This is a genomic window from Paraburkholderia sp. FW306-2-2C-D06C (assembly GCF_058781505.1).
Genome location: NZ_JBYSWU010000015.1, coordinates 30,679 through 47,442, shown reverse-complemented (window position 1 = coordinate 47,442; position 16,764 = coordinate 30,679). Strand labels below are relative to the sequence as shown.

18 protein-coding genes and 1 pseudogene are annotated in these 16,764 nt (G+C 62.6%); 5 read left to right on the top strand and 14 right to left on the bottom strand.

Features of this window, described 5'->3' with window-relative positions; genetic code table 11:
- Nucleotides 1-43: 43 nt before the first annotated feature.
- Both AC3WLT_RS14005 and AC3WLT_RS14000 read left to right on the top strand, forming a co-directional pair.
- Nucleotides 44-193, top strand: a pseudogene (locus AC3WLT_RS14005) (IS21 family transposase); the annotation flags it as partial.
- 212 nt (nucleotides 194-405) lie between these two features.
- Nucleotides 406-588: a hypothetical protein gene (locus AC3WLT_RS14000; protein ID WP_492592309.1), complete on the top strand. Its 183-nt coding sequence runs from the start codon at nucleotides 406-408 to the stop codon at nucleotides 586-588.
- Nucleotides 589-639: 51 nt separating this feature from the next.
- On the opposite strand, the gene AC3WLT_RS13995 is transcribed toward AC3WLT_RS14000, so the two are convergent.
- From AC3WLT_RS13995 to AC3WLT_RS13975, 5 genes are all read right to left on the bottom strand, one after another.
- Nucleotides 640-1,032, bottom strand: a complete 393-nt coding sequence (locus tag AC3WLT_RS13995) for a hypothetical protein (RefSeq protein ID WP_492592391.1) — start codon at nucleotides 1,030-1,032, stop codon at nucleotides 640-642.
- Nucleotides 1,033-1,106: 74 nt separating this feature from the next.
- On the bottom strand, nucleotides 1,107-1,775 hold the full coding sequence (locus tag AC3WLT_RS13990; RefSeq protein ID WP_492592308.1) for an RraA family protein: 669 nt from the start codon (nucleotides 1,773-1,775) through the stop codon (nucleotides 1,107-1,109).
- On the bottom strand, nucleotides 1,772-2,812 hold the full coding sequence (locus AC3WLT_RS13985) for an amidohydrolase family protein (protein ID WP_492592307.1): 1,041 nt from the start codon (nucleotides 2,810-2,812) through the stop codon (nucleotides 1,772-1,774). The genes AC3WLT_RS13990 and AC3WLT_RS13985 overlap by 4 nt, the downstream gene beginning before the upstream one ends.
- 55 nt (nucleotides 2,813-2,867) lie before the next feature.
- Nucleotides 2,868-4,190 (bottom strand): MFS transporter, encoded by a 1,323-nt coding sequence (locus AC3WLT_RS13980; RefSeq protein WP_492592306.1) that lies wholly within the window; start codon nucleotides 4,188-4,190, stop codon nucleotides 2,868-2,870.
- Nucleotides 4,191-4,419: 229 nt separating this feature from the next.
- Nucleotides 4,420-5,319 (bottom strand): LysR family transcriptional regulator, encoded by a 900-nt coding sequence (locus AC3WLT_RS13975; protein WP_492592305.1) that lies wholly within the window; start codon nucleotides 5,317-5,319, stop codon nucleotides 4,420-4,422.
- A 565-nt stretch (nucleotides 5,320-5,884) separates the two neighbouring features.
- Between AC3WLT_RS13975 and AC3WLT_RS13970 the strand changes: the two genes are divergently transcribed.
- Nucleotides 5,885-6,439, top strand: coding sequence for a putative glycolipid-binding domain-containing protein (locus AC3WLT_RS13970; protein WP_492592304.1), 555 nt, complete (start codon nucleotides 5,885-5,887; stop codon nucleotides 6,437-6,439).
- A gap of 117 nt (nucleotides 6,440-6,556) precedes the next feature.
- Here AC3WLT_RS13970 and AC3WLT_RS13965 read toward each other — a convergent pair whose 3' ends face one another.
- The 4 genes from AC3WLT_RS13965 to AC3WLT_RS13950 all read right to left on the bottom strand — a co-directional run bounded on the left by AC3WLT_RS13965 (nucleotide 6,557) and on the right by AC3WLT_RS13950 (nucleotide 9,390).
- A complete protein-coding gene (locus AC3WLT_RS13965) occupies nucleotides 6,557-7,159 on the bottom strand; it encodes a GNAT family N-acetyltransferase (RefSeq protein ID WP_492592303.1) in 603 nt (200 codons plus the stop codon).
- Between the two features lie 159 nt (nucleotides 7,160-7,318).
- Entirely contained in the window at nucleotides 7,319-7,585 is a 267-nt protein-coding gene (locus tag AC3WLT_RS13960; protein WP_492592302.1) for a hypothetical protein, read from the bottom strand.
- A gap of 163 nt (nucleotides 7,586-7,748) precedes the next feature.
- Nucleotides 7,749-8,666 (bottom strand): sap1 transcriptional regulator SapR, encoded by a 918-nt coding sequence (gene sapR / locus AC3WLT_RS13955; RefSeq protein ID WP_492592301.1) that lies wholly within the window; start codon nucleotides 8,664-8,666, stop codon nucleotides 7,749-7,751.
- Nucleotides 8,667-8,793: 127 nt separating this feature from the next.
- Nucleotides 8,794-9,390, bottom strand: coding sequence for a putative pterin-binding protein (locus tag AC3WLT_RS13950; RefSeq protein ID WP_492592300.1), 597 nt, complete (start codon nucleotides 9,388-9,390; stop codon nucleotides 8,794-8,796).
- Nucleotides 9,391-9,412: 22 nt separating this feature from the next.
- Here AC3WLT_RS13950 and AC3WLT_RS13945 point away from each other — a divergent pair, with 22 nt between their 5' ends.
- Nucleotides 9,413-9,853, top strand: coding sequence for a hypothetical protein (locus AC3WLT_RS13945; protein WP_492592299.1), 441 nt, complete (start codon nucleotides 9,413-9,415; stop codon nucleotides 9,851-9,853).
- Between the two features lie 114 nt (nucleotides 9,854-9,967).
- Here the strand turns inward: AC3WLT_RS13945 and AC3WLT_RS13940 are convergent, their stop codons facing one another.
- Nucleotides 9,968-10,417, bottom strand: a complete 450-nt coding sequence (locus AC3WLT_RS13940) for a GlcG/HbpS family heme-binding protein (protein WP_492592298.1) — start codon at nucleotides 10,415-10,417, stop codon at nucleotides 9,968-9,970.
- Nucleotides 10,418-10,534: 117 nt separating this feature from the next.
- On the opposite strand from AC3WLT_RS13940, the gene AC3WLT_RS13935 reads away from it, so the two are divergent.
- Nucleotides 10,535-11,437 carry a LysR family transcriptional regulator gene (locus AC3WLT_RS13935; RefSeq protein ID WP_492592297.1) on the top strand — a complete coding sequence of 301 codons (903 nt, stop codon included), beginning with the start codon at nucleotides 10,535-10,537 and terminating at the stop codon, nucleotides 11,435-11,437.
- A 58-nt stretch (nucleotides 11,438-11,495) separates the two neighbouring features.
- Here AC3WLT_RS13935 and AC3WLT_RS13930 read toward each other — a convergent pair whose 3' ends face one another.
- From AC3WLT_RS13930 to AC3WLT_RS13915, 4 genes are all read right to left on the bottom strand, one after another.
- Nucleotides 11,496-12,206 (bottom strand): hypothetical protein, encoded by a 711-nt coding sequence (locus tag AC3WLT_RS13930; protein WP_492592296.1) that lies wholly within the window; start codon nucleotides 12,204-12,206, stop codon nucleotides 11,496-11,498.
- Between the two features lie 134 nt (nucleotides 12,207-12,340).
- Nucleotides 12,341-13,408, bottom strand: a complete 1,068-nt coding sequence (locus AC3WLT_RS13925; RefSeq protein ID WP_492592295.1) for a TAXI family TRAP transporter solute-binding subunit — start codon at nucleotides 13,406-13,408, stop codon at nucleotides 12,341-12,343.
- A 251-nt stretch (nucleotides 13,409-13,659) separates the two neighbouring features.
- Nucleotides 13,660-14,793 (bottom strand): hypothetical protein, encoded by a 1,134-nt coding sequence (locus AC3WLT_RS13920; protein ID WP_492592294.1) that lies wholly within the window; start codon nucleotides 14,791-14,793, stop codon nucleotides 13,660-13,662.
- 451 nt (nucleotides 14,794-15,244) lie between these two features.
- Entirely contained in the window at nucleotides 15,245-16,756 is a 1,512-nt protein-coding gene (locus AC3WLT_RS13915; protein ID WP_492592293.1) for an MDR family MFS transporter, read from the bottom strand.
- Between the last annotated feature and the right edge of the window lie 8 nt (nucleotides 16,757-16,764).

Below are 16,764 nucleotides of genomic sequence, written 5' to 3'. Positions count from 1 at the left end.
GCAGGCGATTGAGCGTGGCCGGGTCGACCACCTTGTCAGCGGACAGGTCAAGGTCGACTTCGCGCATTTCAAAGTCGAATTTGGCGACGCTCAGGGTCAGCGCCGCTCCATCTGGCGCATCTCGGTGGCCCTTGGACACAGCCGGCATCTTTCGGGACGCTTCGTCGAGCATCAGGATCTGCAATTTGCGCTTGGACAACCATATCGTATCGCCGGAAGCGGGGAGGGACTATCCCCGCCGCCCCAACATCGCAGCCGCCGGTGTTGGCTGAGCACCGACACGTCTTGCGTCTGTGCGACGACGAAGGTGAGTAGAGAGCCTCGCTGTCGGATGGCATGGTCCATGCATGGCGGTTGGTGAGCGCCGTGTCAAAGGCCCTCATCGACCATCTCCAGGAGAGCATCATGACCACACTTGTTATCAAAGATCTGGCCCGCGTGGACGGGCTCGATAAATCGGCGATGCGCCGTCTCGCTGGCGGCAATCTGATCGGGCCGCACGTCGACCTTATTCCGCCAGAGTTGCAGCGTTTTCTGCCGTTTGACCTGCCATGGCAATTAAAGCCGATGGATCCGAGGAACTTCTGAGACCGTGTGCGCGGTCACTGGCTGGCGCTGGCGGTCTTCCCAGATCGACCGTTACAGAGGAACGTCCTGAATCAAGACGGACTGCACGGCGCGGATCCTGCGATCGACGAAGTATCCACCGCCTTCGGTATAACGCAGATAGAGACGGCGGCACTGCGAACATTCCCAGACACCACAGCGGTTATAGGGGAAATAGCGCGGCGCGATGGGTGCATCGGCGGACCAATAACTCGTTTTGCTGGGCAGGAACTCGCTGAACGTGGGTTCGGCTTCGTCATTCGACACGAGCGTGCCGATCTCCTGAAACTGTGTTTCGTCTAGAGAAAGCGGTTGGGATTGCCAGCCGTCCAGCGAAGTTCGCGTACAGCTGCATGGTGCACTGGCGACACTTTCAGCACACCTCGCGAGTTCGATGAGGGCTGACGCGTCTAGATGTTCCGGCATGACGGACCGATTATGTTCAGGGATTGAGTGGATGACGCCAACGCGACGCAGAATAACAGGCAGTCGCTTGCGCGTCAGCCATTCATCATCCGGTCGCGGTGCGGAATCACCCATGAACGATCGAAACAACCGTCGACGATCGAACTCAGCGCCGCGGCTTCCTTGGCAGCCTGGCGCCGCGCGCCTTCGATCACCGTTTCCACGTCGCTGAGTGGGATTGCGAGCAAACCGTCCTCATCGCCGACGATTACGTCACCAGGATGGACGACCATTCCGCCGACGGTGACCGGCACGTTGATCTCTCCCGGGCCGTTCTTGTAGGGGCCACGATGCGTGACGGCGCGCGCGTACACAGGAAAATCGCGTCTCCGTATCGCGCCGACGTCGCGGATCGCGCCGTCGATCACGAGACCCTGCACGCCCAGGCTCTCCGCATAGCTGGCCATGATGTCGCCCATCAGCGCTTGCGTGAGTTCGCCGGCGCCGTCGATCACCAGAACATCTCCCGGCCGGCAAAAGTCGAATGCGCGATGAATCGCCAGATTGTCGCCGGCCCGCGTGCGCACCGTGACTGCGGTTCCGGCCATCGGTTTCGGCTGATGGAAGGGACGCAAGCCGACCATGCCGCTCGAGCGGGCCATGTTGTCGCTCAACAGGGAGACCGCCAGTTCGCGCAAAGCATCGAGCGTCGCGCTGCCCGCTTGCGGCGCGGACTCGTATTCGCGCCATCCGATCGGGTTCATGTGGTTATCCCTTCCGCTGAAAATTGCAGTTCCAGTTGACGCGACAAGCGCCGATACACCGCGCGGGCGTTGTCTTCATAGATACGCTGCCGGTCGGCGGGACTCAGCCACTCGATGGCGTCGATATAGCGCCGCGTGTCGTCGTAGTAGTGCCCGGTTTCGGGATCGATGCCCTGGACCGCGCCGATGGTCTCCGAAGCAAACAGGATGTTTTCGACCGGTATGACCTTGGCAAGCAGTTCGGCGCCCGGCTGGTGATACACGCAGGTGTCGAAGAACACGTTCTTCAGCAGGTACTCGTTGAGCAGCGGCCGTTTCATGTCCTGCGCAAGCCCGCGATAGCGTCCCCAGTGATACGGCACCGCGCCGCCGCCATGCGGGATGATGAAGCGCAGCGTCGGGAAGTCGGCGAACAGGTCGGCGCTCAACAGTTGCATGAACGCGGACGTATCGCCGTTGATGTAGTGCGCGCCTGTCGCGTGAAAATTTGGATTGCACGACGATGAGACGTGGATCATCGCCGGTACGTCGAGTTCCACCATCGCTTCGTAGAGCGGATACCACGAGCGGTCGGTGAGCGGCGGTCCCGCCCAATGACCGCCGGACGGATCGGGGTTCAGATTGCAGCCGATAAAACCCAACTCTTCCACGCAGCGCCGCAACTCGGCGATGCAGTTGGCGGCCGGCACGCCCGGCGCTTGCGGCAGCTGGCAGACGGCGGCGAAGTTGCGCGGGAAGAGGGTGCACACGCGATGCACGAGGTCATTGCATTCGCTCGACCAGTAGGCGTTGGCGTCGGCGGTGGCGAGGTGATGGCCCATGCCGGCCGCGCGCGGCGAAAAAATCGTCAGGTCGGTGTCGCGCTCGCGCTGGATTCGAAGCTGGCCGGTTTCGATGCTCGCGCGAATCTCGTCGTCGCTGATGGCCGGCCGCGGTGGCGGGGACACGCCGTCTTGCAGGGCGGCGACCTGCTTCGCGCGCCAGGCCTCGTGCTGCGGCGGCGAGGTCGTGTAGTGACCGTGGCAATCGATGATCATGCTGGGATATCCGTTCGTGGTCTGTCGGCGTGGTGTGTTGGTACTGCGATTGAATTCAGGTTCGCGCTGCGGGGTCGGCGGCCGCCAGCGACGCTGTTTCGTCCTCGGCCGGCGTGACGCGCATGACAAGCGCGATGATCGTCGCGACCACCAGAAAAGCCGCGATCGTCAGCAGCGCCAGCTTGAAGTTGCCCGTCGCATTGCGCACGAGTCCGATGCTCCATGGTCCGACCAGTCCGCCGAACTGCGCGACGGTATTGATGAGCGCGATGGTTGCGGCGCCCGCCGCGCCGGTTCTGAACGACGACGCGAGGCTCCAGAACAGCGGGTTGCCGGCATAGATGAAAAGACCGGTCAGGCACAGCAGCAGGTAAGCGATGACCGGGCTCGGCGCGTAGGCGCTGCCCGCTATCGCCAGTGCGCTCATGCCGTACACGAACGCGAGATGTTTCTTGCGGTCGCCGGTGCGGTCGGAACTGCGGCTGATCACGAACGTTCCCAACACGCCCAGCAGCGGCGGCGCGGCCGATAGAAAGCCGACTTCGAGGTTGCTCAGGTGGCCGAGGCTTTTGACGATCTGCGGCAGCCACAGGAACAGGCCATAGATGCCGACCAGCGCGCAACCGAATAGACACGCAAGGCTCCACACACGGATGTCGTTCGCCACGCGCAGCAGCGAGAAATGAGCGTGTTCGCCCAGCGTTTTGCGCTCGGCTTCGAGGGTCGATTCGAGCCAGCGTTTCTCGTCATCGGCGAGCCAGTTTGCATCAGCGGGGCGCTCGGTCATGATGCGCAGGGTGAGCAGGCCCAGCAGCATCGCCGGCACGCCTTCGAGGATGAACATCCACTGCCATCCGTGCAAACCAAGGGTGCCGTTGGCGTAGGTCATCAGCGCCGTCGAGATCGGGCCGCCGAGCACGGCCGAAAACGAACCGGCGATGATGTAGCCGCCCACCGCGCGGGCCCGATAGCGCACCGGAAACCACTTGGTCAGGTAGACCGCCACGCCAGGCAGGAAACCGGCTTCCATCACGCCGAGCAGGAAGCGCAAAACGTAGAAGCTCGAATCGTTGAAGACGAAGGCGGTTGCCGCCGCCACCGCGCCCCAGGTGAGCAGGATGCGGGCGATCCAGCGGCGCGCGCCGACGCGATGCAGCAGCAGGTTGCTCGGCACTTCCAGCAACATGTAGCCGACGAAAAAGATGCTGCCGGCGAAACCGAACACGGCCGGACTGAAACCCAGTTGCCGGTTCATGTCGAGCGCTGCGAAGCCGATATTGATCCGGTCCAGATAGTTGAAGAACATCATGGCGAAAAGCAGAGGCATGAGCCGCCCGTACACTTTTCGCATGGTCGCCGCTTCGTTGAAATGGGTCATGCTGTCTCCTGCCTGGCGGCGACGGCCGTGGCCGTTGCCGCGTTCTTATCGTCTGGCTGCCGGACCGGCGGACCGCCGGGTCGTTGCCGGCAGTTCCTCAGGCCGTGCAGGCCGCGCTTTCGGGCCGTTCGCAATTGGCTATGGCGTCGGGCTAAAGCGTGACGCCAATGATAAGAACGTGTGGACGGTCAGTCCAAGACAGCTTGCTTATTCTTGTATATATATTTTCTTATAGTGTGGCGCCGGCAAGCGGCTCGGGGAGACAGGCAAGGAAGGCGTGCAGATGGGAGGAGGTGTCGTCGGTGCGAAAGGTGGCGGCTAGCGTTGTGCGTTGCGACGAGCCGGGGCCCTCGATGTGGCGGAACACCACGTCGGCGCGTCCATGCCTTGCAACCGATTCGCCCACGAATGTCACGCCCAATCCTGCTGCAACCAGAGCAATAGCGGTCTGGATTTCATAGGCCTGATGCGCGATGAACGGTGTGATCCCTGCGTCGCGATAGAGCGACTGGACGGAATGCTTGAATTGCGCGTTCTGATGTTTCGGGTAGAGGATCAACGGCGTATCGGCGAGATCGGCAATACGCACTTTTTTTCGTCCCGCAAGAGGATGGTCCGGCGCGAGTGCGGCCATCACGCGCTCGCGCAGAATCGGATAGGAAGTACAGCCCGCGACCGGAAGCGGTTGCCGCCCGATACCGACGTGGATGCGCATGTCGCGCAGCGCGTCGGTCTGTTCTTCGGTCAGCATTTCGAAGAGCTTGAGTTCGACCTGCGGGTAAGCGTGATGGAACGCTTTGAGCGCGGGCGGCAGGATGCTGTACATCGCGGATCGCGTGAAGCCGATGCTCAGCCACCCGCGCCGGCCGATGCTGATTTCCTGCGCGCCGAGTGTCGCCTGCTCCCAGGCGTCGAGTATTTGACGCGCCTCCGTGCAGAGATAGTGCCCGGCCTCCGTCAAGTGAAGCGGGCGCCTTGTCCGGTCCACGAGCTGTGTTCCGAGCCGCTCTTCCAGCAAGCGGATCTGCTGGCTCAGGGCCGGCTGCGCGATATGCAGGCGCTCGGCTGCGCGACTGAAATTGAGCTCTTCCGCAAGAATCACGAAGCACTGTAGAGCCCTGAGATTCATTTTTTACATTCCTGGCTGATTAATAGATATTCGACACGCTGGGTGATTCGTAGCGAACCGTCTCCTTGGCGTAAGAGTACATTGTCTTCGCCTGCGTTCTTGATGCAGACACGCAGGCGTACGACAGTTTGCAGCATGTTTGAAGCAGGACCCGATGGTTCATAAACCGACATTTCAACCCGGCCAACCCATGAACGGAGCACGTATGCAAGACGACGCAAAACGGATCGCGCTGGTTAGCGGCGCGAACAAGGGCATCGGGTACGACATCGCCCCGCTCGCTGGCGCAAGCGGGGCTGTGCGTGCTGCTCGGCGCGCGGCACGCCAGCCTCGGCGAAGCGGCCGCGGCGCGGTTGCGCGACGCGGGGCTCGGGGGTGCAGTTCGTCGAACTCGTCGATCTGACGAATGCGGCAACCGTGCAGGCCACGGCGAATCGCATCGGGAGCGAATTCAAGCATAGGCTACTGACGCCGCGCCGGGCATTCCCGCCACGTTCGCGCTACGATATGGAGCCGGCACGCGGACCCACGGATTCGCCACGCCGTTCCACTAGGAGACGAGCTGATGCGTGAACTACGATGGATATCGGAAGAGGGCGACGGCGTCGAGCATCTGGCGTTCGACGCCCGCGACGACGGTGTTGCGGTCGAAAGCGCCGTGGTCGGGCAGCGCTACGGCAAGGCCTACGGCCTGCACTACAAGGTGCGCTGCGATTCGCAGTGGCGCACCACGTATGCGTGGCTGAAGATCGTCGGCGGCGGCGAGCTGGAATTGCACGGCGACGGCGCGGGCCATTGGCGCGACGGCCACGGCCTCGTGCTGAGCTCGATCGAGGGATGTATCGACATCGATATAGCGGCGACGCCGTTCACCAACACGCTGCCGATCCGCCGCTTGCAACTGGCTGTCGGCGAGCGTCAGCCGATTTCCGTGGCGTACATTTCGACGCCTGATTTGCAGGTCACGCGTGTCGAGCAGGCGTATTCGTGCATCGAGCTGAACCGCGAGTATCGCTACGAGGGCATCTTCCGCAATTTCACGGCGAATATGAAGGTCGATAAAGACGGCCTGGTGATCGACTACCCGACGCTGTTCACACGCTTGCCGCGTGCACGTTGACGGAGCTGTCCGGGCCGCCGTTGAAATGCGGCCGGGAGACGCCGACGGCGTCGAGCAGGTCGGCGAGCGGAGAGCGGAATGCCGTCCTTCGCCATGGTCGCGCCGGCTTGCAGCGCTTCAGCTGCGTGCCGACGCGAGATGATCGTCCGGTACGGTCGCGTCGCCCACGCCCAGGGTTCGCTGCATCAAGGTGGTGTCGAGCCACCGGCCGTGCTTGAAGCCGACCGCTTTCAACGTGCCGATCAGCTCGAAGCCCAGTTGCCGATGCAGCGAGAGGGAGCCGCCGCTGCCTTCGTCGGCGATCACGGCGACCATCTGGCGCCACGGTCCGGTTTCGCATCGTTCGATCAGCGCCTGCAACAACACGCGTCCCAGACCCCGGCCGCGATATGCGTCGCCGACGTAGATCGAATCTTCGATCGTGTTGCGATATGCGGCGCGCGGGCGGTAGGGCGTCGCGTAGCAATAGCCGGCGACTTCGCCGCCGATCTCGGCCACCATGTACGGCAGGCCGTGACTGCGGACCGACGCGAGCCGCATGCGCAGATCGTCGACGGAAGGCGGCGTTTCTTCGAACGAGGCGACGCCGGTCAGCACGTGGTGCGCGTAGATCGCCTGAATCGCGGGCAGATCGGCTTCGGTGACGTCGCGGATCAGCGGCGCGGTGGGTGGGGTGTGGACCGGATTGGTTGAAGAAGGTGCGTGGCGGGCGGTACTCATACGTGTTCCTGTTGTAGCCGGTGTCTCTGCGGATACGTTTCACTATGCCCGCAACGCGCGCGGATTTGAAGCGAGTCAAAAATCGCCGCGATGAATAGGTCGTATCGAATAGGCGGTGCCGAAAGGCGGTATCGATAGGCCGTAACAGCGCGGCGCCGATCAGTTGTGCGAGTACCGATCCGGCTGCGTCACATGCCCGCGATGATGCCGATGATGCTTTGCCTTGTACTTCGGCTTGGCCTTGGAAGGAGCGTGTTCGGCGGGCTGCGGCTGTTGCGCCTGCGCGCCCGGCGCGGGTGCCGGATGCGTATTGCCTGAGGGCAGCGTGTTTTGGCCTTCGCCGAAACGATAGGTCTGCGAGGTTTGCGCGTACGCGGTTGCGGACAGCGCGAGGGCGGCAACCGCCAGGCAAATCGAAAGCTTCATGAATCCTCCTTCTGAACGAGCCGGTGAGGATACCGCAATGTGGCCCACGGTGGGTTTGTCGCCGTTGTACGTCGACAAGGTGCTGGAGTTGATCAATACGATCGACCGCCACGGCGTGACGTTCTTCATGGTCGAGCACAACGCCGGCCTCGCCGTCGAAGCTTCAGGGCTCGAACTGATTGAGCTCGCCTTGCAGTTCGCGGTTGCGGGCGACGCGTTCGTCAAGCGTCGGTCCGAGCCGTTCGACGATCGCGGTGATCAGCAGATTGAACAGGCACGTGAGGGGCGCGAGCGAGTCCCAGAACTGGCCGACGTCGGTTTTGACCTGCAGAAGATCGCCGGCGAAATCCCGCGCCCACGGGCAATAGATATCGGTGACGAGCGCAAAGGGCAGGCCGCGCCGCGTGGCGGCCTCGCAATAGCGGCGGGCGATCATCGAGTAGGCGCGCGTGTCGGTGACGATCAGGTACGGCGACGCGAACCCGGAGTTCAGCGAATCGACGTAGGAGCCCGACATGCCGTCGGAATAGAACACCCGCGGGCGGATATATTCGAGGTAGCTGTAGAACGCGTTGCTGATGCCGCGCGTCGATTGAATGCCGAGAATGTAGACGGCATCCGCGTTCGAAATACGTTCGGCGACATGGGCGAACACCGGCGATTGCGCGAGTCGGTAGACGTGCTGGATCGCGGCGATTTCGAGTTCGAGCGAGCGGGCGAGGGCCGGGTTGAGGGCGGCGGCGCTGCCGGCCTGCGCGGTGGCGACGTGTTCGTCAGACGCGTCAGACGCGTCGGATGTACCGGACGCACGGCGAAACGCGTCGAGCCGGTCCGTGATCATCCACGGGCGTTCCTGCGTGCCGCGCAGTTCGCGCTTCAGATCGTCGAGATTGCGGTAGCCGACGCTGCGTAAAAAACGGCCGACAGAAATGCCGCTGGTGCCGGCCTGCTGCGCGATCTGATCGGCGGTTTCGAGGCCCAGCCGGTCGAGATTCGCGAGCAGATAGCTGGCGATCCGCTTGGCTGTGGGAGTGAGTTCGGCGAAGCGGGCTTCGACGGTTTGGGCGAAGGCGGTCGGCATGGCGGCGCGTTGTCTTTGATGAGTTGCTTGTCGTTCGCCAGAATGATGACATGTAAACAAGGGCCGCCAAACAAGGGCCGCCGTGAAATGAAGCCGGGCGACGTTTGCCGCCGCGTCATCGCCGTCGTTACGCTTCGATCACTTGCATGTGATACAGGCCCCACGGGCATAGCACGAAGCGATCTTTGAGCGGCCTGGCCGCCAGCTCGGGAATATGGTCGGCGTCATAGACTGCCCATAGCGGCCCCACGCCGCCAAGCGGCATCGGCTTGGCGTCCATATGCGTCGCCACGATAAAGCGATAGGCGCGTACTTTGTCGAGCGTCGTCATGACCGCGTAGCCGTCGATTGCGCGCAGCAGTATCTGCGTCTCTCCTGCGCCCGGCGCGCCGACGTATTCGAGCACGTCGCCGAGCAACGGGCCGCTCAACGTATGCTGCCGGGCATCGTATTCGGTGGTGGGCTTGATCGTCACGGCGGGCAGGCTCGCAATCGACTGAAAGTCGAGCGCATACGCCTGCGGAAATTTGACTTGCTGCTTCGCGAGCAACTGGTCGAACGCCGGATCCAGTGCGCCGCGATTACTGCGCTTGATCGCGCCGGTGATCGTCAGAAGCACGGGTGATGCGGCACAGGATTCGTTCCGGCCATGCTTCCGGCCGAACGCAGGTGTGGCGGATGCACCAAGTACAGCAGCGCTGGCCAGGAATTGGCGCTTGTCCATTTACGGTGACTCCCTTTGTCGTATGGATGCGAACGTGGTGGTTGAAACCGTCGCACCCGTATTGTCGGGGAATTACCGCCTCGTGTGTCGCATGGCCCTCTTCGTCCGCTTCGCCCGCTTCCTTTGCCGGGCGTTTCAGCCTGCTCCGACAGCGCGCATCATGGACAAACGCACCGCAATGCGCCTGCGGATCGTGCTAGATTGCACGTACGACGCCTACCACGGAGCCTCTCATATGGATACCCGTTCAATTCTGGGCATGATGCACGCCGAGGAGGCCTTGCTGGTCGCCATCTTACGGGCGATGCCGCAGGACATGAGGCGCAAGGTCGCCAATGATTTCCATGAGCAGGTCGAGTTCGCCGAGACGTCGCACCTGGACCCGAAAAACGATCGCGAAACGAGCGACGCGTTCAAGGCTCATCTCCGACGATTGTCGATCATGCTTGCTTCGCTGTCTTAGCGAAAATTCGACGAATCCGCGGTGCTGCATACGGTGTGCCGCCGGCATGTCGCGACGTGACGGTGGTGGCCGCAGCGTGAACGGCTCTCGGGGGCGGCGCCTTCCGCGCCTTCCTTATGGCTTCGCTGCCGGCAGCGCGTCAGCGCCGGCCTCGGCAACCTGCGCGTCCTGGTCGGAGCGCATGCCCGACACGCCGATGGCGCCGACTACGGCGCCGTCGCGGATCAGCGGAATGCCACCATCCAGCGGCACCAGATTGTTCATCCCGAGCAGGCGCAGATGGAGTCCCCCCTGTGCGAGCGCGTCTTCGAAAACGCGCGTGGGACGCCGGAACAGCACGGCTGTTTCGGCCTTCTGTCTTGCGACGTCGATACTGCCGAGTTGCGCTCCATCGAGCCGCTGCTGAAGGATCAGGTGCCCGCCGCTGTCCACGACGGCGATCACCATGGGCCAGCCGTGACGCGTTGCTTCCTCTTCGGCCGCCGCCACGACCTGGCGCGCATCGGCCAGATTGAACCGGTTGCTGTAGCTCATGGGCATTTCGTTGCCGTTTCGTTGAGTCATTCGTCGCCTCCTGCGAATCTGATCGGGTGTCGCTGTCGAGATGGCTAGAATGTACGGCGGCGGCGTGGCCGCGCATAGCCGCGCGAGCCGTCAGACATTCTTCCAGGAAACGAGAGAATGACGCGCATGAACAAAGACGACTATGAAGTGCTGCTGGCGATCCTCGACGAAGGCAGTCTGACCGCGGCGGCGCGATCGCTGGGGCGGACGCTGCAGTCAGTGAGCCGCGCCATTGCGGCGCTCGAGCGCGATCTGAACACGACCTTGTTCCACCGAACGACGCGCCGTGTGCAGCCGACCGCGGCATGTTTGAGGTTCGCCACGCGGCTGCGGCCCGCACTCGGAGAAATCGAAGCCGCACGTGATGAACTCGCCGAGCATGCGACCCAGTTGCGCGGCGGTATTCGCGTCGGCGCACCGACGGCTTTCGGCGCTGAATTCGTTGCGCCGCTTGTCGCGCAGTTTTTGGCGATCCACGAAAACGTCAGGGTAGAACTCGTGCTTGCCGAGCAGCATCTCGATCTCGCCAAAGCCAACATCGATCTCGTGGTTCGCCTCGGTCATCTGCCGGATTCGAATCTGCGAGCGCGGCAAGTGGGTACCTTGCGGCGTGTCGTCTTCGGTTCGCCGGCGTATTTCGTTTCGCGCGGCTACCCGGCCCATCCGTCCGAGCTTGCCGCGCACGACTGCGTCGTGCGCCAGCACGCTCTACGCGAAACCTGGAGATTCAACCGGGCAGGCGGTGCAGTCGAGGTCGCGGGGCGCTTCCGGTCGACGAGCGCGCTAGCCTGCAATTCAGCGGCCGCGGCCGGAGCAGGGATCGGCCGGGCACCGATTTTCCAGGTACAAAAACTGCTCGACGATGGTCAGGTGGTAACGGTGCTCGACTCGTTCGAGCCCGAGCCCGTACCCGTGCATCTGTTGTGGGCGGAGGGCCGTCCGGTTCCGCGTCGCGTACGCGCGCTGATTGATTTTCTGGCTGCGCGCCTTGTCCCGGGAATAGACGCGAGCGTTACCTGATTGCACGTATACGGCAGCCGGCGCTTCGCAGGTCGTTACCGCGCCGGCTTACACCGGCTTACTGCGTGGCGGGCCGGTTCGGCGACTGCGGCGGAGGTGGAGGCAATGACGGATCGGGTTTGGCCGACTCCTTGACCAGTGCGTCCGTCATCGCCGCCGCGACCGGGTTCGAGCCGCGGCGATGCGGATCGTCACGAACGGGTTGGTTCGGTGGTGGCGGCAGTGCCGGATCGAGTTTGGCCGACTCCTTGACCAGTTGGTCCGTTATCGCCGATGCGACCGGATTCGAGCCGTGGCGATACAGACCTTCACGGCCGCGCTCGCTTCGCGGTGCGGAACTTGCTTTCGAACTGAAGGACTGCTGGGCATTCGCTGATTCGAGCGTCGGCGTCGGCGTCGGCGTTGGCGTCGGTGCCGGCTTTGGCGTTGGCTCTTGACGCGACGCGGTTGACGGTTTCTGTTCTGTTGCAACGATTCTGGCCGCCGGAGCAGGTTCAGGCGCCACCTTCGCGACCGGAGATGGCTGCGGCCGCGGTGCCGCGACGATGCTGTTTGTGCCTTTGGCGGGCGGCGTTGCGCTAACCACACTTCCCGCGGTGACGTGATCGCTGCCAAATCGGGAATCGACCCCCTGGATGATTGGGGGGCTGTTCATCCCGGCCTCGGCTTCCGCCGTTGCTTTGTCACTTTTTGGGAACAGTAAATAAGAGGCGAATCCCAACTCAACCAGGAGCACCCCGGTTATCAATACCTTGCCTGTATTCGTCATATCTAACTAGCGCGTCGTTGAAGCGATTCGATTGACTCATGATAATCGAATGCTCGCGAAACGCGTCAGAGGGGGCTAGCAACATGCGATCACGTGCGCTGCCGTCAGCGCACGTTGAAGGACGGCAGGAACGCTTATTTGCACAGCAGAAGCAGGCGTTCCTGGTCTGTGCAGGAGGGGCGTGGTTTCGGCGCGGCTTGCGTCGTCGCCGTGCTGATCGCCGCGCTTTTGTTCGCGAGACATGCGCGCAGATGTTTCTCGACCGGCCCGTAGTATTTCCATCCGCGCACGAGGGGCGGCAACTCGATTTTCACCTGCTTCCACTTGGGATGCCCGTGCTCCTGCAGATTGTCGAAGTTGGCGCACAACGAATCGGCGAAGCGGCTCAGCTTGCCGACGGTATCGCGCAGGCCGTAGTCGTAGGTGACGAGAAAGGCCTTGACGGTGAGCGTGGGCACGTCTTCTTTCAGCCAGTTCGGATAGCTGCTCGCGCGGATCGTCGCGGGGAAATACGTCTGCTTCGCGCGGGCGGTTTCAGGCGCGGCAGGATCGACCTTGAGAAGACGGATCTGTTGCAGCAGGTCGGGGTTCATGTCGTTGAACAGCTTTGCCGGCTGCCCGACGACGATGATTGCGACGTCCACCTTCCTCGCGATCAAGGCGGCTAGCGCATCTTCGTTGCTCAGATGCTGAACGTTCTGTTCCGGGATCGCCTGGCCGAACATCAGGTGATACAAGGTGGTTGCCGATTGAGCGGTGCCGCTGCCGATCAGACCGACACTGATGGATTTGTCCTTGATGTCGGCGAAGGTTTTCAATGGCGAGTCCGTGCGCACCACGACGTTAATTTCTTCGTCGTACAGCGGCATGATGAGCCGCAACGGGCGGATCGCCGTGCCCGCGTCGGCGTTGCCCGCGTTGGCCATATCGATGTAGGCCTGGTACACGTCGGATTGCACCAGAGCGAGTTTCACGCCCGGCTCGAAGCGCATGCGCTGCACGTTTTCAGCCGAGCCCTTCGAAGCCATCACTTCGAGGTCGATGCCGGCAGGTCCCGCCACCCATTTCGACAGGTCCTGGCCGATCTGGATATAGGTGCCTCGTTCCGGACCGGTGACGATCTTGTAGTGCGTGGGCTCGGCGACGGCAAACGAAGACATGACCATCAGCACAAGCCATCCCGCCAGAAGTCTCTTCAGCATGGTCGATCTACCTATCGGTCAGGTTTGAACAGGCTCGCGCGTCGGCGCGCGCGAAGCGTCGGTGAGCCGGTTTGCCATGTCATGTTCCAAGCATTTCGCGTGCAATGTCCGTCTGTTGCCGCTCAGTGGCCATGCGATTGATCGAGAAATTACGGTCGTCTGATTGGTCGATTAGCGGTCGATTAGCGGTCGATTAGTGGTCACTTAATGGTCGTGAATACGGCTTAACAATTCGTTATCCAGATGATTTTCTACCGTGCCGGCGCTGTCGCCAATGTACTGCTGTTCGCCGGCATACCCTTTGGCAACGGCACTTGCAACCGGGCTTGCGACGGTTGCGTCTGCGGCTGTGCCTGCTGTCTGGCTTGCGCCGGGCCGCTTGCCGCGGCGTGCGAGTTGAGCGGCGCCCAACCGGTTTCGCGAATCGCACGCTCGAGGAGGGTCTTCGCGGTGGCGTTGCCGATGTCGATCGTGAGTGCGTCGTTTGCGTGTTGACGCACGCAGGTCCACGACTGCTGCGCGGCGCACACTTGCGCCATCCGCAACGCGGTATCGCGGCGTGCGGTCAATGGCTTCAGTTCGCCCAGCAGATTCTGCGCGTCGGCGTTGTCCGGTTGCAGCGTTTGCGCCGCGCTTAGCGCTGCTTGCGCTGCGGTCAGATCGTTGGCGCGGAAGGCCGCGCGCGCCGCTTGCACGGCTTGCGCGGCATTGCGGAACTGCGGCGTTGCCTGAGGTTTTACAGCGACGGCGGAGGCTGGCGCAACCGGCGGAGCCGCAGTTGCCGGATTAGCCGGCTTGATCGGTTTGGCCTGGCTAACCTGGCTAACCTGATTGGGCTGATTGGGCTGATTGGGCGACGGCGCAGGTTTGTACAGCGCGATTATTCCAGTCGCCGTCCTCGCGTCCCGGTGGGTGTCGGCGCTCTGGTCGGCGTTGCTGTTCTGCCATTCGTGGTCATCGCTGAATAGTGCATAGCCGACATACGTTAGTCCGATTGCGACGATCGACGCGCTCCCCATCAGCATCATCCGCACTGAAGCTCCGTGCCCGCCGCTCCAGTGCGGCGGATTGGCGAGCGGCGCAATGGGTGCATCGGGCGACGTGAGGATAGGGGCATGCATCGCGGCCTCGACCCGATCGGCCTCGCTAATGTCGGCGTCGTGGCCGGTGTCGGCCGGCGGCGTCGATTCGAGGCTGCTCTTTGGCGTCGATTTGTTCATCGCGCCGGCGCGGCTGCTGGGAATCTCGACGCGCTTGTGCGGGTCCCCTTCGAGCGGATGTATCGCGCCGCAATATGGGCAGTAATCGACCTGCCGGTACAGCGCACCGCCACAGCGTTTGCAAGGCGTCGGAAAACTATGGCCGATTAGTGTCTGGGTGGACATGCTGTGGACCCACCTGTGGGAAACAATGCCGGTACGGCATGCTCCAGATCGTGCTGAGGCCGGAGCAATGTCGGCGTAAATCACGATCCACATGCGCTGAAGAACGTTGGGCCGCAAATCCTTGTTATGCGGTGCCGCTGCTTTAAATTGCTGCTTTAAATATGTGGCGTTTCCGTGAGAACGTCAATCGACGTTCTCACCTACCTTTTGTGCGTAGGCGCACATTTTGTCGGTATGCCGAAACACTGTGAAACACCGCATATGTCGGCAGAACGAATGGGCCGCGCGTTTTTTTCACAGCGACGGTGCAGCTGCAGCGTGATGGTGCGGCGGCACGATTGGTAGGACGAAAGAGTGATGATCAAAGTATGACGATCAAACAGAACGAGGTCGAAGCAGCCAGCGTCCGACCTCGTGATTCAGGCGCGCAGCGGCGTAGCCCGATAGGGGATCACTGCTGGCGCAGCGGATGATCCTTCAGGAGCCACGCGAGTGCGAAGGCGAGCAGGACCACGCATGCCGCCGACAGATAGACCGTGTGCAACGCGCCGGCAAACGCTTGCAGATAATCGTCGCGCAGTGCTTGCGGCAGTTGGCGGATCGCGGTGGGCCCAAGCGCGTGCGGCAATTCGGTGTCGGGAGGAATCAGCGTTTCGAGGCGCGCGGCGAGACCATTCGAGAACACCGCGCCGAAGCCGGCCACGCCGACCGAGCCGCCGATCGAGCGGAACAGCGTCGCGCCCGACGTGGCCACGCCAATGTGCCTGAACTCGACGGTATTCTGCACGGCGAGAATCAGCACTTGCATCACCATGCCGAGTCCGCAGCCGAGAATGCCCATGTCGATATACATCACATGGATCGGCGTGGCGAGTTGCAGGCGGGCGAGCAGCAGCATCGCGACCGCCACGAGGAGCGTGCCCGCAATCGGAAACATGCGGTACTTGCCGATCTTGCTGATCATGCGGCCCGTCACCATCGACATCACGAACAGACCGCCCATCATCGGCAGCATCTGCATGCCTGCTTGCGACGGCGTCGAACCTTTGACCACCTGCAGATACAGCGGCAGGAACGTCACCGCGCCGAACATCGACACGCCGACGATAAAGCCGATCAGGCTGCTCAGCAAAAACGTGCGTTGCCTGAAGAGTTCAAGCGGCATGATCGGTTCGACGGCGGTCCGCTCTTCGTGGATGAAGCCCCAGATCGCCACCAGTGCCATGCACAGCGTGAACCACAATTGCGGCGACGACCACGGCAGGATCGTGCCGCCCTGGCTCGTGAACAGGATGATGCAGGTCAGCGCGCCGGCGAGAAAGGCGGCGCCCATGTAATCGATGGTGTGCTTCACATGGCGGACCTGCGGTTTGAAGACCGCGCCGATCACCACCAGCGAGATCACCCCGAGCGGCAGGTTGATGTAGAAAATCCAGCGCCACGTCAGGTGCTCGACAAGGAAGCCGCCGAGCAGCGGCCCGACCACCGTCGCCAGACCGAACACGCCGCCGAACACGCCTTGATAGCGGCCGCGTTCGGCCGGCGGAATCACGTCGGCGATGGCGGCCATGGTGACCACCAGCAGCCCGCCGCCGCCGAGTCCTTGCAGCGCGCGCAGCACGATCAGCTGGGTCATGTCCTGCGCGATGCCGCATAACGCGGAGCCGATCAGAAACAGCACGATGGCGGTTTGCAGCACGATCTTGCGGCCGAACAGATCGCCGAATTTGCCGTACAGCGGCACGACGATCGTCGAGCTGAGCAGGTACGCGGTCACCACCCAGGACAGATTGTTGAGGTCGCCCAACTCGCCGACGATGGTCGGCAGCGCGGTCGAGACGATGGTCTGATCGAGCGCGGCGAGCAGCATGACGAGCAGCAGCGCCGGAAACAGCAGACGGATCGGCGGGTGACCGCTATCGTGCGCCAGCTCGGCGGGTTGAGTCGTTGTAGATTGATCCATGGCACCAC